Raw genomic sequence first — 23,547 nt, 5'->3', positions numbered from 1 at the left:
TGTGGAATGCATTTTTGCATTATCGAGAGGAGAAAGATCAATTTATGCTCAAAAAAGTAGGAAAAGTTGCTTTGTGCCTGTCGTTGGTCTCCACCTTGCTGGTCAGCTTGTTGCTTTCCAAGGACGAGGTACAAGCAGATGGTTCAGCAACGGCTCCGCAGTATAAATACACGCTGCTCAAGGATAACATAGGTTCCGCAATGAAGCTCTATTACAACAACGGTACCTTTTATTACAAATCGCAATTGAATGGTGGCTATAATGTCGCTCACCAATCCACGGATATGCAGACCTGGACCAAAATCATTGGCTCGGATACCTTCGGTTCGAGCAAGAGTTTTAGTCTGGCAAACCTGTCCTTTATTGGAGATAGAACCTATGCGACGGGATATAACATGTCTACAGACTTTTTTGATTATACGACTACTTCTTTCTTGGGTTACATGAATGATACATCCAATACCAGCTCCAGTTGGACTCCATCCGCCTTTCCAATTGATAGTTTGTTGCTTGGGCCCGTTGTTACTGACGGAAGTAATTTTGTAATGGGAGCTGGCAATAGCAATGTCATCTATCGGCAAGCTTCATCCACTGGGAATATAGAAGAGAAGGCATGGACGAAAAGTACCTTCAGTGGCGTTCGCATTATAAATGCTGTATACGATCAGGTTAACAGTCGATTCATCTTAGGAGATTTGAGAAAAAATATTTACTATTCGACTAACGGAGGCTCTACCTGGAATTCCATTCAGGTGAGCTCTACAGATACTGATTTTAGCGACCTTGCTCAAGCCGGAGGGACAACTTATATTTCCGGGGGAGACGGAGTATGGAAGCTTGTAGGCACTACTGTAACCAGAATATTGCCCTCAGGCAGCAATTACCGCGCTCTAGCTGTTGATGAAGACAATAATGTGTATGCATTGCGTTCTAACGGAACCGTGCTCATGTCATCCGATGCCGGGACTACGTGGACATCCATCGCGACACCAGACAGTGACATCACTTCCACTTCTTTTGGTGCTATGCAATATGGAAACGGGAAGCTGCTTGTCGGCGGAAATGCTGGATTGTACCAGTTACTAGGCAATTTTAGCATTACTAAGCAGCCGGAAAATACACCAGTGGATGTTGGTGCAGCTGCTACCTTCTCTGTAATAGCCGGCGGCAGCGGCCTTACCTATCAATGGCAGGTAGATACGACAGGTACAGGTAACGGCTTTACGGATGTGAGTGGAGCAACAAGCAGCAGCCTGACTATTAATCCGGTATTACAGAATATGAACGGTTATCTGTATCGCGTCATCATTACCGGTGCCTCCGGGCAGCAATTAATCTCGAACACAGCGGTCCTTTCTCTCCATTTATTGAAGGTGAGCTATCAGCCTGGCGATCATGGGACAATCAGCGCACAGAGCGAGGACGTTGAGGTTGGAGCCAAGCCAGTAGCTGTGCCGACTGTTACTCCAGATAGTGGCTATCGATTCATAGGCTGGAGCAACGATGGTGGTGTGACCAAGCTGAGCAGCGAAGAGTTGAAGGCGCTGATAATCACTGCGGAGACCACATACACAGCCTATTACAACCAGATTGTTAAGGGTGATCTTGATGGCTCTGGCAGCGTATCGTCTGCGGACGCCCAGTTGATAGTGAAGTATCTGAAGGGACTAATCACACTAGATCCGGATCAACTGGTAGCAGCAGACTTCAATAATGATGGAATTGTGGATGAGCTGGATGTTAAGGCAATCCTGGCCTATATTATAGGAAGATCCTGAGAAATCAGTAATTGGAAAGTAACTCTATGTAATGTCTGAGGTCAGCAGCAGACCGTACTCCTCGATCATTTGACGCTGCGGTCGCTGACTGCTCCAGATACGGGTTGAATAGCATACATTGTAATCTTCTGTGTTCAGCTTTCTTGGTTCCCGCATATGACACATGTGGCGTGCTGTGTGTTGTTGGTGAGGGAGTAGTGATTTGGTAGAAGGCCGGTATCCCGCCGCTTCATGTTCCTCAGATGACAGCCCTGAACGGGGCTGGATTTCTGGACCGGATGAATGATATGGAGACCGAGGATATCGGCAAAACGCCGAGTTGGTCCTTCAGGATGCCAACCCCATAGAAAGCGCGCAAAATCTTCATGGTATTAACGCTGTGATTAGAATCTAAAGCCAACATTATCCGCATAATGACAGAGAATCCTGCAAATTTTTATGATATGGAATTTTCAATAGCTTTGTGTTGTTCAGTGTTTTCAAATGCCACAGTGAGACGTGGTAAAGATATACCTAATTTTTTTGCTTCTCTCACAACTTCAATTACCGCAAAACCTGCTTTACTGTTGTTGTATTCCACAAAAAGTCGCGGTAAGCTCCTTTTTGCAAAAATAACCTTGTTGAAAAGCATGCCGAGAAGTACCGGTGGAATCTTAGTTAACAGTAGAGAAATCGTATCCATCTTTGCACCTCTTGCTTTAAGTACAGGCATAATTTCCCTCATATTTTTACCAACATTTGCAAATGAGTCACTATGATTCATGAGTGCTGGAAAACTTCCCCGTCTTAACACCTCGCTTTCCATAGCTGCATTCATGGCAAAGTGATTCCATAGCCAGTTTTGCATATCCTTTACCCAACTAATTTTAAAATGGGCACTTTCGAATAGTTCTTTGACCTTGTTGTTAATAGGCTCAGTGCCTGCCCGTGGTTTTTCAAGAAATATCATTTTCAAAAAGCCGCCTCTAAGCCTATTGTCCGCTATGCCGCCTCCTGCTCCGGGGAAGCCAAAGACAACATTGTTCATTGACAATGGTGCGATCGATGATTTCAAATCTTGCCAAACGTTATTGAATATGAGGACAGGGGTGTTTCCGGCAGCAGTCGATAGGAATTGTGCTGCTTCCGGAAGTTGTTCCGTGTTGACGCTCACAATAATGAGATCATAATTTGGAAGCATCTCCTCATGCAGTTTGACATTCCAGCTTTCTTTTATGAGCTTTTTCCCTCTCCGTGCGTCCCACATTTCAAGCTCTATACTGCGTCCGAAGGTTTCTTTTCTCCCTTTTCTAACGTAAAACTCAACTGTATGCCCTGCCTGTTCAAAAGCCCACGCATACTGGGTCGATATGACACCTCTACCGAAAAATAAAATTCGCATGTTAGCCTCCCTAAAATAGTTGATAATCCTTGTTGATGATCAAACAACGTGTTGTATAATAATATTGTATGTATTCACTATACGGTCATCAACCATCAGATTTTTAATATCTGTCGGATAATGTATTGAACAGAAACTGGAGGCTAATCATGAAAAAGCAACCGGAAATTACGGACAAAACAAGGCAAGCATTTATAAGTGTTTTCTGTGATTTATATAGCCAAAAACCAATTGAAAAAATATCTATTCAAGAGATTGCTAACAAGTCCGGATATAATCGCAGTACATTTTATCAATACTTTACAGATATCTATGAGTTGTTGGACTATGTGGAAGAGAGCATTTTGAAATCCATTAAGGAGGAAATGGCAAGCAGGGAGCTTTCTACGCATAATTTCCAAGATGCCCTTCAATGCTTGGAAAATACAGAAGAAATTTCAGTCCTAAAAGCCCTCTTAGGTGACTATGGTTCTGTTCATTTTCTTGAACGTCTGAAAAGAGAAATTCCCTTTGAGAGATTGATTGTGGACCTTCCAACAAATGATATCTTAACGCCATACCTGATTGAGTTTTACATATCAACATTAATGTCTATGTTTCGCCTTTGGATACGCAACGGCAAAGATTTATCGTCGGAAGAATTGGTCAAGCTGATAGATAGCCTATTCGCAAATGGGATAACACCGTTTCATATCTTTGGCACGGTCAATAAAGAGTAAAAGCGGATCAAAATGATATTCTATACACCTGTGGAAATTCAAAGGCGGGGAGGGTTTGCCGATTACCTAGAGAAGCTTCACACAGAGTTTGGGATTGTGGCCTTAGCTCACAACCTACTGAAAGTGGCGAGGATCCGCCTTGCCATGCACCTGCAAAAGCAGGCACACAAAAAGGCTGGACGGAAAACCATGCGTTTTCTCGCCCAGCCCTTTTATTTTTGGTGCTTTCCAAACAGCGCCTTCGTATTATGAGGTCAGCCAGATATTACTGGTTGGCCTGTTCTTTATGGTCATTCTATGATGGCGGTAGCCGGGAGAACGTGACAGCCCCTAAACCGGCTTATTAAACCTTTTGTGCGACTTCTTGCTTTAGATGCAATGCCCTGTACATTATTGCGACAAACTGCACGCGCGTCACGGGTTCATCCGGGTTGAATTTGCCGTTATCGCCTAGTATAATCCCTAGTTCTGCTAATGCAGCGACATAAGCATAGCTCCAATGCGTTGATGGCACGTCTTGGAATGGACTTGTTCCGCCTAACTCGATCTTAAGGGCAAGCGCCACAATTTTTGCCATCTGCGCTCGTGTTACGGGTTCGCTTGGATTAAATTTTCCATTTGTTCCATCTACGATTCCGGCTTGCTGCAGCAACGCGATGGCTTCATAATTCGCATGGTTAGGCGATACATCAGAGAACGATTCCAATTCACGTACGGGCTCGAGCTCGAAAGCACGCATGAATATCAGAGCCATATGTTGTCGCTGAATGGATTCATTCGGATTAAAGGAGCCATCTGCGAACCCCGTTATGATCCCTTGACTAGCCAATTCCTCAATCATTTCTTGTGCCCAATGTCCCGAGATGTCTTTAAAATTTACAACCGGCTTCGGATCAGTTGTCATGACTGCAATCCATTTCGCATACAATGTGGTGTTTGTTGTCACACGATCCTGTTCATAATCCCACTTTTGGCTCAATGCTGCATCGTGATACCAGCCTCCAAAAATAAACCCTTCCTTTGTTGGTGTTGGAGGCTCCGTTATCTTTGAACCATTCACAATAACGAGACTGCCTATAACATCCGCGCCATTTGTTTCAAAATGCACCGTATAACGAAGTATTGGCGTTGGCACATAGCCCCCAGAGGAAGGATTCGCAATCCACTTTGCATACAACGTCGTATTCGCCGTGACCCGATCATTGTCGAAGCTCCATTGGTTGGTTAATGTCATTTCTTTATACCAGCCACCAAATATAAATCCCGACTTCGTTGGTACATCAGGCTCTGTTGCCAATTCATTGTATGATTTCGTCTGATTGGCCACGACATTTCCTCCATCGGACTCAAAAGACACTGTATAATGATTCATTTCCCATGTTGCATACAGGGTGACATTAACTCTGCTTATCGTAAAAGTATCATTGGCGACATAGCTTGTCCCGCTTCCATTTGCTTCAGTATTCCAACCAATAAACGTAAATCCAGTCTTTACGAGACTACCGATATGATCAACGACTGAAACGGTATTCCCGGTTTCATAAGTTTGACTATCAACAGGTACAAGTCCTTCCGTAGCTCCATTTCCGTCGTAGCTTACTCGATATTTGAAGATACTGAACGTAATGGTGATTGAATTACCTGCTTCATCCGTAACGATAAGCACATAGGAGCCCTCGGCGTCCACAGTCGAGCCGTTTATAAAAACGTTGCCATTTAATGTTGCTGTCCCTTCATTAAAGGCAATTGTTCGTAAAGAGTCATAGCTCTGTCCATCCGTTACTCCCGTAACGATTGGCGCAGTGTTGTCCAGTGCTATACTTGCTTGAGCCAAACCCGTATTTCCTGCCCGGTCAATGAATCGAACATAAACCGTCTTGCTGCCATCGCCTGCCGGCAGCGTGTAGCTCATGCTTGCACTATATGCTTGTTCGGACGACCACGAAAGGTTGTCATTCGAGAGCTGTACGCTCGCTACATCCGTTACACCTGCTGCTAATGCGAATTCAAGAGTTACCTCACGATCTGCTGTGTAAGCAGCACCTCCATTAATCGCTACTGTTCCTGTTGGAGGCTCGGTGTCTAACGTCACATTTGAGCTATATACAGACGATTCATTGCCTGCATGATCAATGAGACGAATGGTAATTGCCTTCAATCCATCTGTGCTACCTACGTCTATCTGGAAACTGCTCATATAAGCAATTGTCGTTGGTGCTCCTCCGTTGATGCTATAGCGAATATTTGCAATATCCGTTACGCCTGCATCTGGCGTTATATCAACATTTACGTTGGCATTATTTGTATAAGCACTACCATTATTCACAACGACCGTACCAGTGGGCGGTGTTGTATCCAAAATAATACTATCTTGAATTATGGTAATATTACCTGCCCGATCGATTAAACGAACATACACCGTTTTATTTCCATCTCCAGCTGGTAACGTATAGCTTTTTATCGAACTAAAGGCTTCAACTCCTGACCAAGAACTATTGTTATTAGAAAATTGTACCGCTACCACATCTGTTACACCGTTTCCTAAAGATAGATTAAGCGTTACTCCAGAATTAGTTGTATACACGTTGCCATCATTAATAACAATAGAGCCTGTTGGCACTACGGTATCCCGTGTTATCGTTCTTTCATATTCAATTGATGCGTTCCCTGCACGATCAACTAACTTAAATTTTAAAACTTTATCTCCATCAGTAATTCCTATTGCTAGCATAAAGCTTGGTACATAAGGTATCTGTGTAAATGGGGCTCCGTTAACCGAATATTGGATATGCGTGATATCAGTTACCCCGGCATCTGGACTTATTGAAATAGATACGGCCGAACTATTCGTGTATTGGTTGCCTAGATTTACAATGATCGTTCCTGTCGGGGGAGTCTTATCTATTCGAAATTGAATCGTTTCTTGTTGACTACCAGCCGTAACTGTTAACGTATAGGTGCCTTCATTGGAAACGGTCGTACCACTTGTAAAAGAGCTTCCATTTAACGTTGCTGATCCTACATTAAATTGAGGGATAACATTTGTATTGTAAATCCCACCATCCACAACTCCTGTTATTTCAATATTAGGAACTTGTGAATACGTAATAATTAAATACGGACCCAAAGTACCATTGCCCATATTCGTTTCGGTCATCTGAATATAATGTTCAAGAGAGTTTATTCCGTTACTTGCTGCTTCTTGAGCAGTCATTCCCGATAAAATAAAGGTTGCTTTCGGATTAGTTTTTGTAAATTCCCCTAATATGTAGCTAGTAAAATTAAAGGGAGCTAGTGTAGGTTTAAGTAGGGGGACATTACTGGCTAATGTCCTTGTTTGTGTAGAACCTGAGGTTGGAGTTGGTGGGGACGTTATATTACTATCCTGTATCCAGCTATGATCTGTACTAGTAGAAATTTTTAAGGAAAAACTAGTCGTTGGTTGCAAATGACCACCTGATACAGGAATATAAAGATTCGCAGTTTCAACCTCGTATCCTTCAGGAGTTGTCGGTAAATCAAACTTAAGCAATACTTGAACCTCTAAGGGGTTACCATGTGTTCCTTGATAGCCAACATCCAGATATCCGAGATTTCCATCCTCATAAATAGATCCGGCATTGATACCCTCGTAAATGATCGTTGTATCCTCAGATGCAAAGATAGGTGTTGGAGGTATGTTAGCTGAAGCTACGCTCTGACTATTTAAAAATACGATAATTGCCATACAGAAGATTACGAGTAGCATGCTTCCTCTGGAAACAAACTTTTTACCCATCACATGTTCTTCCTTTCCGTATTCGAAATATTTTCAATGATTCATATGAAGTAGTTCATCATCTGTCTTCCTGCTGAGCGTTAATTCACAAAACTAACACAATTTTAACTATATTTATACATATCATTAATTACTATACTTCATAATTTATTCTTTTCATAGAGTTAGCTTCATTCCTATTGTGATTTGAACAAAAAGCTGGAGTGCTACGATAAAAATGCAGTCGAAAAGCACCCTATACGGTGACGGAGCGCAAAGCACCCTATACGGTGACGGAGCGCACGCCGGGAGCGGTAAAGGCATGCCAGCTCAATGCTTTCATTCGTGAACGACAGGATCAATGGACCGTCAAGGCGTTGAGCGAGCACTTGCTGTCAGCGGATCGGGCTATCCTTATGAATGTGTTTTCCGATTACATGTGTTCATCACAGGATATATGCTCGTTACCATTGGTGTGTTGCAGGCGCGAACATAAAGTTTTCTTTACATTTCATATATGGAGCAATCCACCATGATAAATTAGAAGTAATATTTGTAGGTTTTTGACGAAAAAAAGTTAGCTGTCGTGGGAGATGGTAGAAGCAGTTGTGTGCTTGGGCCAAGGCATCGTTGCATGTGACGATATTTGTAATTAGGGGGAAATGGCGTGAATGTAAAATCCGTGCAGCTGGTCAGTGATTATTTCAACGCAATGCAGCAAAGCAAGGATGCTAGCGCGACGAAGGAACAGTCGCGTTTAACATCGATTCGAAATATACTCATACAGGGCAAGAAGCTGCGCACCGACGAAATGGACTACTTACAGCGCAATGATTCCAATTTATATAATCAAGCACTTAGCCTCTCGATGGAACGCCAAGCGTATAAAGACGCATTGCAGCATAGTCGGAGCAAAGCGGATGCGAGTTATTACAAAACCTTCAAGCTGATGCAGATTGCCGGGCAGCTGAAGCATGGCGGTTCCGAGGAGCAGTTGATGCGCGTGAATTCGATTCAGGAAGCCCATCGCGAGTTCATTCGATCGAGCAAGTATGCCTCGTTGAGGTCAGGTGGGGCGTAACTGCCAGTGAATGGTTAAAAAGCTGGAGTTAAGCAGCGACAAAACAGGATGGATCAGGAGAACAGCGGAAGTGCCCTGTAGGCTGTCAACTACCGGCTTCAGGGCACTCCTCGTTGATTATTTGCGTTGATTCTGCTCGTTCCGCTCCTGTGGAGTGTGTGATAAGGATATATTGGGTTCATAAGCATTGATGGACTTGGGAAAAAGAGGGTCAGTTATATATTCCCGTATTTAGAAAAATGTAATGAGGATCTGAAAGGTTATAGCTTTGCTCCAGCCAATATTAGTCGTGTACACGATCAACCTTATCGCTATGCTCGCGCTTGCTGGCAACCAGCATATATCCGGCCCCCCGAATTGTAATGATTCTCTCAGGATTGACAGGATCAGCCTCGATTTTTTTCCGTAAATTACTGATGTGTACGGCGACCGTTCTCGTATCCTCCAGACTCTCCATTCCCCAGATGAGATGGAACAGCGTATCGACAGGGACGACACGATTAACGTTTTGTGCCATATAGGACAGTAGACTAAATTCTTTTTTTGATAAAAAGATCGTTTCACTATCTATGTTGACGGACTGTGCGTAGAAATCCAGCGTCAAGCCCGGTAACTCCAGCAATTGTTCCCTTCTGCTTGTCGACACTCTGCGAAGGTGAGCCTTGATTTTGGCCATGAGTACGCCGGGACTGAACGGCTTGGTCACATAATCGTCGCCGCCATCGGATAATGCGCTGATTTTCACCTCGTCTTCATCACGACTGCTCAGAAACACGATGGGCGCATTGGTGAAGATACGTGCGTTCCTGCACCAGTCAATGCCATTTTCATTAGCCAGCAGTATATCCAGTACAATCAAATCCGGATCGAGCGATGAAAGCAGCTTCATGGCTTCTGTACCGCTGTGGCTATACGAGGCTATAAAGCCTTCCCGTTCGCAATACGCCTGAACAATCTCACATATATGGGGATCATCATCGACGATCATTATTTTGTACATGTCCTTCATGCTGTCACCTTCCTGCTTTTCAAATACAAAGGCAGCGATACATAAAATATCGACCCCGTCTTGCCATCGCTCTCCGCTCGAACCGCCCCTCCATGCGCTTGTACGATCTCCCTGCAAATTGCCAGCCCGAGTCCGCTGCCCGCTACTCCCTTTTCCATGTCTGATCGATCATACCTGTAATTGCGATCGAAGATTTGCTCGAGCTGCTCTGGGGGAATACCCGTGCCAGAGTCTTGTAAGCTAATGATCGCGCAGCGGGTATCTTGCGCCTCATCCACGGCTAGTGCAAGACGCACCATCCCGCCAGTAGAGGTGAACTTCATCGCGTTCGACACTAAATTAAACAATGCCTGCTCCAATCTTTGCGCATCCATCTCGATAACAGGCAAGTCAGCCCGTTGATCTTCCGTCTTTCCGATATCCAGTATGAAATCCAGTCCTGCGTCACGCACAACCAACTCATATTGTTCAAAAAAACGACGCAAGAAGTCAGTGGCATGAATCGGCTCCATTCGATACGATACTTGTCCCGTCTCTAGATGCGACAAGAAGGATAACTCCTCGATCATACGGTTAATTCTTATCGTGTTATCCCGGATATACTTCAGGTACTGTTCATTGCGTTCCGGCTTAACCATGTCCTTCACAGCCTCGACATAGCCAAGCATGCTGGACAGCGGCATGCGCAAATCATGCGTAATGTAGGCAAGCAGCTTCTTCCTGCCTTGCTCGGAGTGAAGTAGCCGCTCATACGACGTGCGGAGATCTTCGTGAGCTGCGGATAACGCATGTGTGCGCTCCATCACGATCCGCTCCAAATTGGTATTCATTTCAGTCAGCTTGTCGTTAGCCTCCTGCAGCTCACGTGCAATTCTCTCTTCATTCGTTGCTGCCCTCGTAAATCTGGAAGAAAGCAAAATCATCTGTGCGATCGTAAATACCAACAGACCAACCGGAGATGTATTTCCGATTGGCGACCATTCGTTGTAATATAAAAAATCGTTAATAACCGTAACAAGAGTTACCACCGACACGAGCAGGAAGATCAGCGCTCCCTCCATACGCTGCACAGCCGCTTGGGCAAGCCCTACCATCAGATACGCCATGTGCAGAACAACGATTACACCAATCACTAGTAACATTTTTGAATAGACTAATGCAGGGGTCATCACAACAATTAGACAGAGTGCGCCGGTTGCGATACGGGTGCTAAGACGAAACCATCGCGATACATAATTCGGGAAAATGCATTCAAAATACATGGTGATGATATAACCACTGATGCAAAGAATCAAATACTCGATCTTAAACTGCAATTCCCACGGAAATGGAGGAAGCAATTGTGTAATCATAATCTCGCCGTTAAGCAAGGAGCGAATGCCGAACAAGACGGTGAACAGGCCAAAATACAACGGCGCCCTGTCCTTGCGTCGCAGCATGTACAACAGCAGATTATACACGCCAATCACCAGCAGGCTTGCCGTGATGAACATGTCTGCGGCCACCTTCAGATTTGTCCTGACCGTTAACACGTCACTGCCACCCAGCTCTATATCCTTGGTGATGCCGCCTCGCTTATGATGAAAGTTCGCTACCTGCATAATCAGCTCTACCGTGTCGTTTTCGGGCTGGAAGAACACCAGCTTCGTTGCCAGATGCGGTTTCACGCCACTCTTATCCGGACCAACCTCACCGACCTCTGCCAGCAGTTCTCCATTCACCCATAACTTATAGGCATGAAAAATAGCAGGCAGCCGCAGAGCAAGTTGCTCATTCTTATCCTGCTTGCTAAGCTTAATGACCAGCCGAAAGGTTGCAAAGCCTTCTCCCTTCAGCTCCTGACCACCTATCGGATAGCCTAGCCAGGAGCCGGGGATGTTGATATATCGATCAGCCTGTTCCCCTTGTTCCATACGGCTCCGCATATCCTCTGGCGAAAGCAGCTCTTGCCAGTAGAATGCCCATTCTCCCTGTAATTTTAGCGGATTGTTACTAACGTGATCCTGCGTTAAATCTAGTATGCCTGCTTCGCTTTGAATCCGAGGGGAGTCCGGTGCAGATACGATGGCATAGCTTGCGACCAAACCAACAATAATGACAACAGCTATATGAAGCAAAATGGTACGAGAACCGAATCGAAGGATATCCCTCATCATGATGTCGACCCCAATCTACAAGATGCGCTATAAATAAGTTAATTACCTTAATGATAGCATCATAGAAAGAAAATGTGTTAATAGAGGTGAGAAAATCCTCATTTTACACACTATGGACAGAATATTGCTTCCAATGATCTGGATAAGCACCTGGATCTGGTTCTGGTTCAGAATCAACAAGGGTGATTAGAGGGCAATAAATTTTTTTACTTCATTATAAAAGCCGCAAAGGCTTGGTGCTGTGCGGTTTTTACGTTTTCGAGTCAAATTCTATCATTATTCTTTTATTTGGCTGTAATAAGCTTATTTATAAACGTCTCAAGGATAATGGAGGGGAACAAAGCAATGCGTAGATCGGGAGCAAAATGGCTGGTCGTGCTGATGACGGCGGTCATGTTATGGAATGCCACAATTGGAGGAGGCTTCGAAAGCGGCAAAGCGTTCGCGGCGAATGAATTTTCTGGTAATGGCACATCGAACAGCCCTTATCTTATCGGAACGGCCGATCAGCTTAACCTGATCAGGGGTACTTATCTGAACAAGGATCTTTATTTTAAGCTGACAAAAAATATTGATTTGAGCACCAGCAGCTATAAGGATAACTGGACGCCGATTGGGGATAGGTCGAATACACCTTTTCGAGGGAATTTCGATGGCAATGGATTTGTGATTTCTGGGCTGACTATCGATAAGCAGAGCAGTAACCTGGGATTGTTCGGTAATACCAGCATAGAGAGTGTTATTCATAATATAAAGCTGATAGATGTGAATGTTAGCGGGGGGAATTCGGTAGGCGGTCTGGTTGGCGCTAATAAAGGTAAAATCACAAACAGCTATGTAACTGGTCTAGTAAATGGAGCCGATCATACGGGCGGTTTAGTTGGTTACAATGGTGTCACGCTTTTCAATGCGAATGCGATTATTGACCATAGCTTTGCAAATGTGGATGTGAATGGAGCGTATGGAACAGGCGGGCTTACAGGCAGCAATACAGGAGCAATCACGCATAGCTATGCGACGGGAGACGCGAAAGGAGATTATGCAGTAGGGGGCTTGGTAGGCGAGAATGATGGATCAATTAGCTACAGCTACGCCACCGGGGAAATGTTGGATGGACAAAGTATAGGAGGCTTAGTGGGCAGCAACATTGGAACAGTTGACAGCAGCTTCGCCACGGGCCGGGTGAACGGAACGTATTATACGGGTGGTTTAACTGGCTACAATTATGGAGCAATCAGCAAGAGCTATTCCACTGGGGATGTATACGGAGAGCAGCATGTCGGGGGCTTGGTCAGCAATCTTGAAATAGCCGGCTCCATCAGCGATAGCTTCGCCACAGGGAATGTAAGCGGATCATATTATGTGGGCGGTTTGATTGGGTATGATTACGCTAATAGTACAGGGTCATATAGCAACAGCTACGCCAGCGGGAATGTGAGCGGAATTGCTGATGTAGGAAATTTGAGCAGCAGGGACTTGGGAAATAATGTGGGTAGTCTCTACCTAGACGCAAGTATGAAAGGACCTGTTGCCGGGTGGGATTTTGTAAACCTATGGGCGGTAGATCCGCAGCGTAATAACGGCTATCCTTATTTGCAGGATTTTCTGTTTCAGCTGCAATATGACGGGAATGGGAACACTGGCGGGACGGTTCCAAGCGATGCCAATTCGTATTTTCCGGGTGAAACGGCCAGTGTGTATGCGGGCCCAATTGACCTAACGAGGACGGGATATACGTTCAGCGGCTGGAACACACAGCCGAACGGGCACGGGAATAGCTATAGCGGTTCTTTGCAGATTATGCCATATACGACCTTATATGCACAGTGGACCGCACTAAGCTCTGCGGCCACATTGACTTCCGGTATCGGAATTGTCAGCCAGGGCGGAACGGCGAATGAAACGATAACAAACCTCCCATACGGGACTTCATTAGCTATATTAAAGGAAGAAATCACGCCAGCACCGAATGCGACGTTTGAAATTTACGATGCCGACGGAACGACTGTGGCGACGACTCTGGCTTCTGGTCATAAGGTCATTGTAACTGCGGTTGATGGCATGACGAAGGTTACCTATACCGTGAGCGTCATCGCTAGCAGTGCAAAGGATATTACAGCCTTCAGCTTCGCTGAACAGACCGGAGCAGCAACGATTAATACGGCTGCCCATACAATAGCGGTAGAGGTTGCGGGCGACGCAGATATCACTAGTTTGAAAGCCGTATTCACGTTAGCTGCTGGAGCCACGGCTTCGGTTGGTTCTGTTGTTCAGGTAAGCGGGACGACGGTCAATGACTTTACAAATGCGGTCATCTATGAGGTGAAGGCGGAGGACGGCAGCACGCAAAATTGGACAGTCACCGTGACGAAGAGCAGCGAGAAAGCGATCACGGCATTTTCAGTAATAGGGGTTACACAAACGAAAGCGGCCGTTATTAATACGACTGACTATACTGTAGATGTTGAGGTCGCCTACGGAACCAGCCTGACTAGCTTGTCTAATTTGAAGGCAACGTTTTCCTTGTCTCCTGGAGCGACAGCGAAAATCGGCAGTACCGTTCAAGTAAGTGGTTCTACTGCCAACGATATGAGAACACCTGTCACATATGTCGTAACAGCGGCAGACGGCAGCTTTCAGGAATGGCTCGTCAATGTCTATATTGAAGCAAGCAATGCAAAAGACATTACGGCGTTCAGCTTTACTTCACAAACCAAGCCGGCAACGATCAATGCAGCTGCCCACACGGTAGACATTGAGGTGAAAAACGGCACGAATGTGGCTAATTTGGTCGCCACTTTCTCGTTAACTTTAGCATCCAGCGCCAGAATTAATGGCGTATCTCAAAGAAGCGGCATAACGTCTAACAATTTTACGAATCCCGTCACTTATGTGGTACAGGCGGAAAATGGAACAAGGCAAAACTGGGTCGTTACGGTGACCGTTGCGCCGCCGAGCAGTGCAAACGATATTACAGCATTCAGCTTTGCGGAGCAAAGCAGAGTAGCAACGATCAATGCTGCCGCGCAAACGGTTGAGATTGAAGTGAGGAATGGTACTAGTCTGAATGGTCTAAAAGCGAGCTTCACATTATCGGCGGGAGCCGCAGCTAAAGTCAGTAATGTAACACAAGTGAGTGGTACGACGGCGAATGATTTCACGACCCCGCTTACTTATGTCGTGACGGCGGAGGATGGCAGCACCAAGAACTGGACAGTCACGGTGACTGTCGCGGCGAGCAGCGCGAAAGACTTTGTAGCGTTTAGCATGGCAGAGCAGACCGGAGCAGCGACGATTCATGTTGCAGCACATACGATTGCGATTGAAGTGGCATATGGAACGGATTTGGATGGCCTTGTGGCCACCTTCGCATTATCACAGGGAGCATCGGCAATGGTTGGTTCGGTGAATCAAGTGAGCGGTACGACCGCGAATGATTTTACGAATGTAGTGACCTATATAGTGGAGGCAGCAGATGGAAGCACGCAGAACTGGACGGTCACAGTGAGTGTCGCGGCAAGCAATGCGAAGGCGATTACAGCGTTCAGCCTAGCAGAGCAAACGGGAGCAGCGACGATTAATGCGGCAGCACACACGATTGCGATTGAAGTGGGGAACGGAACAGACGTGAGCAACCTGGTTGCTACGTTTACGTTGTCCGCCGACGCATCCGCCAAGGTCGGCACGGTAGATCAAGTGAGCGGAACAACCGAGAATGACTTCTCTGCTCCGGTTGTATACTCGGTGAAGGCGGAAGATGGCAGTACGCAGGACTGGACGATTACGGTAAGCATTGCGACGGCTGCTGCAAGCAGCGCGAATGACATCACATCATTCAGCCTAGCGGAACAAACGGGAGCAGCGACGATTAATGCAACAGCACACACGATTGCGATTGAAGTGGCGAACGGAACGGACGTGAGCAACTTGGTGGCCACGTTTGTATTGTCTGCCGACGCATCTGCCAAGGTCGGCACGTTAGATCAGGTGAGTGGCACAACCAATAATGACTTCTCTATTCCGGTCGTGTACACGGTGAAAGCGGAGGATGGAAGCACACAGGACTGGACGGTTACGGTAAGCGTTGCGACGGCTGCTGCGAGCAGCGCTAAGGCGATTACAGCATTCAGCCTAGCGGAACAAACGGGAGCAGCGACGATTAATGCGGCAGCACACACGATTGCAATTGAAGTAGCGAACGAAACGGACGTGAGCACCCTGGTTGCTACGTTTGTATTGTCTGCCAAGGCATCCGCCAAGGTCGGCACGGTAGATCAAGTGAGTGGAACAACCGAGAATGACTTCTCTGCTCCTGCCGTGTACACGGTGGAGGCGGAAGATGGCAGCACGCAGGACTGGACGGTTACGGTAAGCATTGCGAAGAGCAATGTGGCTACGCTAACGTCTGTGATAGGGATCGTAAGCTCAAGAGGTACGGTTAACGAAACCATTACGAATATTCCATATGGTACAACGTTAGCCGCATTCAAGGCGGCGATTACGCCAGCAACGAATGCAGCTTTCAATGTATACGATTCTGACGGTAATACCTTGGCTACCATATTGGCAACAGGTAAGAAAGTCATCGTTACCGCAGAGGACGGAATCGCGAAGGTGACATATACGGTAACCGTGAATGCTGCCCCTGGAGGTAACGGATCGACGCCTCCAAGTACAACTCCATCTGATGGTGGTTCCGCTGGCAATCCTACTGATAATGGATCTGAAGAGAATCCCTCTACAAATCCTCAACCGACGATTGTTTTCAGCGACATTAATGGGCACTGGGCTGAGGAGGCCATTAAGCAAGCCGTACAAGGTGGCATTATTAATGGTTATCCGGATGGTACTTTCAAACCGAACCACACTGTGACTCGGGCTGAATTCGTAGTCATGCTGATGAACGCGTTGAAGCCAAAGACAGTGGGAGGGGAGCTAAGCTTCATAGATGCGGAAAATATTGGGACATGGGCACGGGAAGCCGTCGCGAAAGCCGTGCAAGAAGGTATTATTAAAGGGTATGAAGACGGCTCGTTCCGACCGAACACGGAAATAACGCGTGCGGAGATGGTCGATATGATTTCCAATGCGCTTAAGCTTCCGACCGAATCAGGAGCAACGGGCTTCGCGGACGACAAGGATATTCCTGAATGGGTGAGAGGCGCAATAGTCGCGATAAAAAATCTTGGCATCATTCAAGGTATGGGGAATAACCGGTTTAATTCGAATGGCCATGCAACGAGAGCGGAGGCAGTAACCGTTCTGATCAACATGTTGGCTTGGCAGAACCAGTAAGGTTAGCATTATGGAAGGTGCGGGAGCAAATGAATACAATCTCGCTGCGAAAACGAACATAGAGGAAGCCGTTACCGTGATGTGCGAACAAAAATCACCCTGTCCTTTCGAGAGGACAGGGTGATTTTTTTGTCGAGCTACAATAACCATCTAAATCAAATCTGATTTTTGCAGCAAGCGTTTAACGATCGTAGCAGCCTCAGCTCTGGTCATATAATCGTTCGGAGCAAGATTTGTGCCGCTTTTTCCCGTAATGATGCCAGTTTGTATACTGTCTGCGATGCCGCTTTGCGCCCAACTTGATGCTTTTGCCGCATCTGTATATGGACTTAGTATCGTGTCGAGCGATTGACCAGAATTAGCTATCAATCCAGTGATCTTCATCGCTTTAGCGGTGATGACCATGGCTTCTTCGCGAGTGATCTTAGTATTCGGGTGGAAGCTGCCGTCCTTCAAGCCGTTGACCAAATGATACGAATAGGCGGTACTAATCGCGCCGTTATACCAATCAGAAGCTTTTACGTCCGAGAAAGGAGCAGCTTCGTTTTCCGGCTTAAGTCCCAATCCGCGAACGAGAATATCCACGAATTCAGCACGAGTGATATCTGCCTCTGGAAGGAAGGAACCGTCTCCTGTGCCGTTGATGACTATGCGTGAACCCAAATCGTTGATCGTTTCTTTAGCCCAATGATTTGCAACATCGCTAAACTCTATTGGATTCCATATGATTGAGTATGTGCTATTGGTCAAACTATTTACTTTTGCGTAATATTTGCCGTCAATTAAGATGATCTTGGTAGGTACATGACGAACTGATCCGTCCGCTTCCACAACAACGCCTGTTGTAATCATGTTAGGATCAACACCGTCCGGAATGGCAATCGTGCGTTCAACATAGGCGCTGAACTTGGATACGACAACCGTTTTACCTCCATATATCGCTTTAACTGTAAATTCAATCGGCGGAACGACAATGGTGAAGGCTCCCTTATTCGCTGCATTCTCCACCACTTTTACCGCATCCGCGGTCGGTTTCGCAACTTCAATCTGCACCATAATATCTTTCAGGTCAATCGATTTGCCAATCTGGTCGGAGATCGAATCAATGTTGATTTGTTGTGCGGGGATCGTGTAGGCGGCTTGATTCGTTCTCAATACCAGAACTGCTTGCTTACTTTCCATGTTTTGAATCATTTGCCCGTTCAGCTCGCCTACGACGATATCGGACTCGGCGTTCACTGGAATGATGACAGTCGCGCCTAGGCCTTCCGCCGCGAGCTTGTCCTCGAGCTTTTTCTGGTCGATAGTTACTGTAGTTACGGTTCGTCCATTAACTTTGGATGTTGTTGCTGTTCCCGCGCGTTCCACTTTGCCGTTAACGAGCACATCCACGCTTGTTGTAGTATCGTTCGTTGTCGATGCTGGTACGTTTACTGGCGATGTCGGAACTGTCGGGACGTCTACTGATGCTGCTGCGACAGCCGAGGTCAATACGCTCTCCACTGCCGATCCCGTAATCGTTCCTGTCTGCGCAATCGGCGTCACTTCGAAGCTCATGTACTTTCCAAGATCGGCCGCCTGTAAGGTATAGGAGGTTGTCGTTGCTTCCGAGATTGCTGTTTTGTTCGCCCCGAGCGCATCATCGGATCGGTACCATTTGAATGAGCTCGCACCTTCCTCATCCGAGTTCGCATCGTTATAGGTGTAGCTTCCGGTTAAGGTTGAGCCAACCTGAGCCGTTCCCGTGATGCTCACATGGAGTGCTTGCGGTGCGGCCTGTCCGATGATAATGCCGGACGTGCTTCCAACGTTGTTAAGCGCCAGATTAGCTTGGAGGCCGCTTCCATCTTTACCTATTAAAGTTCCTCCATTGGGAAGCAAGGAGCTTCCTAACGCAATGCCATCGGTGTCCAAATCAGAAGCCTGCAACACATATTTGAATGTCAGGATATTGGTACGTGTCCCGCTGGCATACATTGCATTAACCGTGTTGCTGCCAATCGTAATTGGCAAAATAGCAGGGCTTATACGCGCCCGCACGACTTCCGAGAAATGAACCTTAAAGAGCAATTCATCGCCCGCATAATAAGTTTTTGCTTCAGGCACTTCGACCGACGTAATTGTCGGAGCAGCAGCATTTAGAAAAATTTGGACAAAGTTCGTATAGGCAGTGTCCGCCTGGCTGGCATTGCCTCCATTATCGACAATCGTTCCGTTCGTGCTGTCAAGCAATCCTAATGCGTCAATAGTGACATCTCTATCCGTATCTTGAACGGTATAACGGAATACGAGATCGGTCGGTTCTAAGCCGGGTACATCGGACACATATACAGCCTGAGCTACGGAGCGGGCACCAGACATTAACGACAAACTCGGAGTACCGCTGACCTTTACGGGCTCCGTGAAACGAATCCTGAACTCAAAGCTTTCTCCTGTAACGTAATTCTGGTTGATCGGAGTGTAAAAGAAATGCTGCACTTTAGGGAGTACGGCATCGACTCGCACGTCCGAAAGCGCAAGCTTGTTAACGGCAATGGGCAACGGTGTCGGCACACTCGAGTCGATGATACTTCCGCCGTTCAATTGGATTGCACTGCCGACCCTTATACCGTTCAGAGCTTCATCCCCGCTCTGAACCATATATTGGAATATAACCTTGTTCCCGGATACTGCCGCAACCTTTGCTTGGTGCTCTGTCGGTGCTTCTGTCGTGCCGAAGAACAAGGGGAGATAAGGCTCGCCGGTCACGTCTACGGTCACGCCCGGATTATAAAGGAATGCGAAATTCAAAATATCGCCTTCTTTATAGTAACCTGCATGAGGGATTTCCGTTATGAACGAAGCTCCACCAGCACTAACTTGTACGCCGGGAAGAGCTGTAACCGTTCCATTCGGGAAAACCGGATTGATCGAATTATGTGCGGCATCTTCAATCGTGCCTCCGTACATCTTCATTTCATTGTCGATCGTAATTCCATCGAGATCTTCAAGTCCAGCTTCTACGATATATTGAAATACAATCTGATTGGATCCATTGGATAAATACTGTTCTGCATCCGCGCGTACTTCCGTTCCACCGATATTGAGACTGAGATAGGGCTTGCCATACCGGGTGTTAACGACGATATTCTCAGAGAATACCACAGTAAATAAGAGCGGTTCGCCGACAGTATACGTTTGATCAGAAGGATAACTGACGGAAAGAATACTCGGAGTGACCGTATCTATCTTTATAGCGGTATCCAGCACTAATGCACCGCTTGGGCCAAAACCGTTGCCGAGATCAGCGGCCTCCGCAGCAATATTCGTTATAGAGGCGCCATTTAATTGAACGGGGCCTACGACTTGAATGCCGTCCGCATCATTATCGCCTGGTTGAATCTTGTAAGAAAATTGCAAATACTTTGAGGAGCCGGACACATAAGTATAAGATGCTTCCCTCATCGTCCCGCCAATATCGAGCTGCAAGCCAGGCGTTCCGCCCGTCACGTTCACATTTTCAATAAATACCACGGTGAAGTTAAGCACTTCTCCGGCTTTATATGTTTTGACCAAGGGCAGATTCAGTCCTGTAGTCGTTGGTGAAGCTGCATGAGTCTGAATCACGCCAAGCGATGTCGTTAAGAGCAAAAATACAAGCAGTGCTGCGGTCATCTTTTTGAATGCCATGATGTTACCTCCTAAATTGTCTCGTAATTCTATTCCAGAATATATCATTATTCTGTATCAGTAAACAGAAATTTAGAGAGAGTAAATGCTGCTCTAGCCGTCCCCACGCCAGCTCGAACGGATTATAATAGCTACTCCCCAATAAATCAGTTGAAAAATGAAAATCGGTGATATTTCGAAAGATAAATGAATTAAAAGTGGCAGTCCAGTATATCCATGAGCAGGCTGCTATATTCGAAATGGAAGTTTAATAATCATGCATTATTTTTAATATTTATTCAATACTGATACAGGTGCAGCAACACGTTCTATTCGTTCGAGTCCTGCGACGAGTACAAAGATATTTTGAAGCGCTGGAGAGCGGGCATATTTTAGTCATGAAACAAGCGGTATATCAGCGACAGCCAAACAGATAAAAAAGACGACTTCCCAACCCTTGGAAGTCGTCTTTTTCCATGTCACCCCGTAAATTCGGGAAACGGTCAATCCGTTTCAAATTGTAAATCGTCCATTTTCCGTAATTGCGCATCCTTTTCGGTTATTGAACATTGATGATTGGGGGCGATTTCGCTAAATTGATGGAGTGGTGAAGGAACGGGCAGCTCATAAGTTTCGGAATTTCATGATGTGTGTAGGTGGAGCTAGCAAGCTGCAAGCCGTCCTCGCCATCCATTATTGCTCCAATTAGTGAAAGCGGTTACGAAGTTGAAAAGATAATTTGAACGGTTCACCGAATAACATTTCGGGGGTTGGCGTTTTAGGGAGGGCGGATGGACGATCAGCGTCAAGCTGTATAAAGATTCATTTTAATAACATGCAAAATGCAAATTTTCATAAGGAAGTGATGATGCAATGGCAGCTCATGCACGAGCCAAGGCTGTAGATCCAACGCCGCTTTGGAAACATGTGAAAAAGGAATGGAAGCTGTATTCGTTCCTCATTATACCGGTGATCTACTTTCTCATCTTCAAGTATGCGCCGATGCTTGGGAACATTATTGCCTTCCGGAAGTATAGGGGCGGGCCAAATATTTTGGGCTCGGAATGGGTAGGGTTCACTTATTTCGAAATGTTTATGAAGGACCCGACGTTCTGGAGAGCCTTCTTCAATGACCTGAACCTCAGCGTGAGTTATCTGCTCGTCAAATTTCCGATTACGTTGATATTCGCGCTGCTGCTGAACGAATTGCGGAGGGTCAAGTGGAAGAAGTTTGTGCAGACGGTATCGTATCTTCCCCATTTTATATCCATGGTCATCGTGGCGGGGATGGTGAAGGAGATCGTTTCCTTAACGGGGCCGATCAACAGCGTATTGAACTCGTTTGGCTTTGAGCAAATATCATTTATTTCCTTGCCCGAATGGTTTCCGGCGATTTACGTCACCTCTGGCGTCTGGCAAAGCCTAGGCTGGGGAACGATCCTGTATTTGGCGGCAATGACCGGCATTAATCCCGCACTCTATGAAGCGGCGAAAATCGATGGCGCGAGCCGATTAAGACTCGCAATGCACGTCACCATTCCGGGCATTTTGCCAACGATTATGGTGCTCTTGATTTTGGACATTGGCAGCATTCTTGGCTCGAACTTCGAGAAAATCTTGCTTTTGTACAATCCGCTAACCTATGAAACGGCGGACGTCATCTCCACCTATGTGTACCGGATGGGTATTACCGGCGGCAACTTTAGTTATGCGACGGCGGTAGGGCTGTTCGAAGGCATTATTGGTTTAATTTTAGTGACGACCGCAAATGCAGTATCGAAGCGGACGACGAAATCCAGCTTGTGGTAGAAAGGAGCCGTTCAAGTGAAACGAACCTCGGGCTTTAGCACCTTTAACATCTTAAACGGATTATTTATGATTCTGGTTGTCATTTTTACCTTATATCCATTCGTCTATCTCGTGGCCCAGTCCTTCAGCTCGGAAGCTGCTATTTATGCGGGCAAGGTGACGATCTTTCCGGTGGAATTTACGACCAAAACCTATGAGGTCATCTTAAGCAAGCCTGATTTCTTCCTTTACTATTGGAATACGATTGTTTATTCGGTCATTGGCACGTTCATCGCGGTGGCGGCGACGGCTGTTATGTCGTATCCGCTTTCCAAAGAAAAGCTGCGCCTCAATAAATTTTTTATACCGTTCGTGCTGTTTACGATGTATTTTGGCGGCGGTCTCATCCCTAACTATATTCTGATTGCAAAAACGTTAGAAATGAGAGATACGATCTGGGCCATCGTCATTCCAGGGGCGATCAGCGCGTTCAATGTGATTTTGATGAAGACGTTTTTTGCTGGCTTGCCCGGTGAGTTGGAAGAGGCGGGGCGCGTCGATGGCTTAGGCGTGTTCGGCATTTTCACAAGAATTATTCTTCCATTATCCAAGCCGATTCTAGTCACCATTATGCTGTTCGTTATCGTCGGCATGTGGAACAACTGGTTCGGACCATCCCTCTATTTGCAGTCGAAGGAAAAATGGCCGATTGCCTTGTATTTGAAGCAAATTATCGACAACGCGGTCAGTCCGACTGAAATCGGGGCTACGTCCGAGCAGACAAGCCAAATCGCGGCAAGCGTCAAATCAACAGCTATGGTCCTGACCTCGCTGCCTATTATTTGCATCTATCCGTTTGTACAGCGGTATTTTGTGCAGGGAATGATGATCGGGGCTGTCAAAGGCTAAGCGATATAATGGGGGGCGCTTCAGGC

11 protein-coding genes are annotated in these 23,547 nt (G+C 46.3%); 6 read left to right on the top strand and 5 right to left on the bottom strand.

Going from position 1 to position 23,547, the window contains the following annotated elements:
• Positions 1 to 71 precede the first annotated feature (71 nt).
• Positions 72 to 1,778, top strand: coding sequence for a dockerin type I domain-containing protein (locus tag BBD42_RS03645; RefSeq protein WP_237163358.1), 1,707 nt, complete (start codon positions 72 to 74; stop codon positions 1,776 to 1,778).
• Between the two features lie 436 nt (positions 1,779 to 2,214).
• Here BBD42_RS03645 and BBD42_RS03640 read toward each other — a convergent pair whose 3' ends face one another.
• Positions 2,215 to 3,159, bottom strand: coding sequence for a ketopantoate reductase family protein (locus BBD42_RS03640; RefSeq protein WP_099517039.1), 945 nt, complete (start codon positions 3,157 to 3,159; stop codon positions 2,215 to 2,217).
• A gap of 149 nt (positions 3,160 to 3,308) precedes the next feature.
• Between BBD42_RS03640 and BBD42_RS03635 the strand changes: the two genes are divergently transcribed.
• Positions 3,309 to 3,878 carry a TetR/AcrR family transcriptional regulator gene (locus BBD42_RS03635; protein WP_099517038.1) on the top strand — a complete coding sequence of 190 codons (570 nt, stop codon included), beginning with the start codon at positions 3,309 to 3,311 and terminating at the stop codon, positions 3,876 to 3,878.
• Positions 3,879 to 4,221: 343 nt separating this feature from the next.
• Here the strand turns inward: BBD42_RS03635 and BBD42_RS03625 are convergent, their stop codons facing one another.
• Positions 4,222 to 7,656: an InlB B-repeat-containing protein gene (locus BBD42_RS03625; protein ID WP_099517036.1), complete on the bottom strand. Its 3,435-nt coding sequence runs from the start codon at positions 7,654 to 7,656 to the stop codon at positions 4,222 to 4,224.
• 646 nt (positions 7,657 to 8,302) lie between these two features.
• Between BBD42_RS03625 and BBD42_RS03620 the strand changes: the two genes are divergently transcribed.
• The gene (locus BBD42_RS03620) at positions 8,303 to 8,716 is read left to right on the top strand and encodes a hypothetical protein (RefSeq protein WP_099517035.1); all 414 of its coding nucleotides are present in this window, start codon (positions 8,303 to 8,305) and stop codon (positions 8,714 to 8,716) included.
• A gap of 283 nt (positions 8,717 to 8,999) precedes the next feature.
• Here BBD42_RS03620 and BBD42_RS03615 read toward each other — a convergent pair whose 3' ends face one another.
• Together BBD42_RS03615 and BBD42_RS03610 are read right to left on the bottom strand one after the other, a co-directional pair.
• Complete coding sequence (locus BBD42_RS03615; RefSeq protein ID WP_099517034.1) at positions 9,000 to 9,725, bottom strand: response regulator transcription factor; 726 nt, start codon at positions 9,723 to 9,725, stop codon at positions 9,000 to 9,002.
• Positions 9,722 to 11,881 (bottom strand): sensor histidine kinase, encoded by a 2,160-nt coding sequence (locus BBD42_RS03610; RefSeq protein ID WP_099517033.1) that lies wholly within the window; start codon positions 11,879 to 11,881, stop codon positions 9,722 to 9,724. Before BBD42_RS03610 ends, BBD42_RS03615 begins: the two co-directional genes overlap by 4 nt.
• A gap of 345 nt (positions 11,882 to 12,226) precedes the next feature.
• Between BBD42_RS03610 and BBD42_RS03605 the strand changes: the two genes are divergently transcribed.
• Positions 12,227 to 17,176: a DUF8499 domain-containing protein gene (locus tag BBD42_RS03605; protein WP_172455379.1), complete on the top strand. Its 4,950-nt coding sequence runs from the start codon at positions 12,227 to 12,229 to the stop codon at positions 17,174 to 17,176.
• Between the two features lie 150 nt (positions 17,177 to 17,326).
• Here BBD42_RS03605 and BBD42_RS32125 read toward each other — a convergent pair whose 3' ends face one another.
• Positions 17,327 to 20,845 (bottom strand): S-layer homology domain-containing protein, encoded by a 3,519-nt coding sequence (locus BBD42_RS32125; RefSeq protein ID WP_237163357.1) that lies wholly within the window; start codon positions 20,843 to 20,845, stop codon positions 17,327 to 17,329.
• A gap of 852 nt (positions 20,846 to 21,697) precedes the next feature.
• On the opposite strand from BBD42_RS32125, the gene BBD42_RS03595 reads away from it, so the two are divergent.
• Together BBD42_RS03595 and BBD42_RS03590 are read left to right on the top strand one after the other, a co-directional pair.
• The gene (locus BBD42_RS03595) at positions 21,698 to 22,633 is read left to right on the top strand and encodes an ABC transporter permease (protein WP_099517031.1); all 936 of its coding nucleotides are present in this window, start codon (positions 21,698 to 21,700) and stop codon (positions 22,631 to 22,633) included.
• A gap of 15 nt (positions 22,634 to 22,648) precedes the next feature.
• The gene (locus BBD42_RS03590) at positions 22,649 to 23,521 is read left to right on the top strand and encodes a carbohydrate ABC transporter permease (RefSeq protein WP_099517030.1); all 873 of its coding nucleotides are present in this window, start codon (positions 22,649 to 22,651) and stop codon (positions 23,519 to 23,521) included.
• Positions 23,522 to 23,547: the final 26 nt, after the last annotated feature.

The organism is Paenibacillus sp. BIHB 4019 (genome assembly GCF_002741035.1).
Lineage (GTDB): Bacteria > Bacillota > Bacilli > Paenibacillales > Paenibacillaceae > Pristimantibacillus.
The sequence above is the reverse complement of the archived record's forward strand: the minus strand, read 5'-3'. Positions and strand labels throughout refer to the sequence as shown.

Bases quoted from the DNA above. Each gene is read 5' to 3' on its own strand.
- BBD42_RS03640 (WP_099517039.1), bottom strand. From the start codon at position 3,159: ATGCGAATTTTATTTTTCGGTAGAGGTGTCATATCGACCCAGTATGCG.
- BBD42_RS03635 (WP_099517038.1), top strand. From the start codon at position 3,309: ATGAAAAAGCAACCGGAAATTACGGACAAAACAAGGCAAGCATTTATA.
- BBD42_RS03605 (WP_172455379.1), top strand. From the start codon at position 12,227: ATGCGTAGATCGGGAGCAAAATGGCTGGTCGTGCTGATGACGGCGGTC.
- BBD42_RS03595 (WP_099517031.1), top strand. From the start codon at position 21,698: ATGGCAGCTCATGCACGAGCCAAGGCTGTAGATCCAACGCCGCTTTGG.
- BBD42_RS32125 (WP_237163357.1), bottom strand. From the start codon at position 20,845: ATGGCATTCAAAAAGATGACCGCAGCACTGCTTGTATTTTTGCTCTTA.
- BBD42_RS03615 (WP_099517034.1), bottom strand. From the start codon at position 9,725: ATGAAGGACATGTACAAAATAATGATCGTCGATGATGATCCCCATATA.
- BBD42_RS03610 (WP_099517033.1), bottom strand. From the start codon at position 11,881: ATGATGAGGGATATCCTTCGATTCGGTTCTCGTACCATTTTGCTTCAT.
- BBD42_RS03625 (WP_099517036.1), bottom strand. From the start codon at position 7,656: ATGGGTAAAAAGTTTGTTTCCAGAGGAAGCATGCTACTCGTAATCTTC.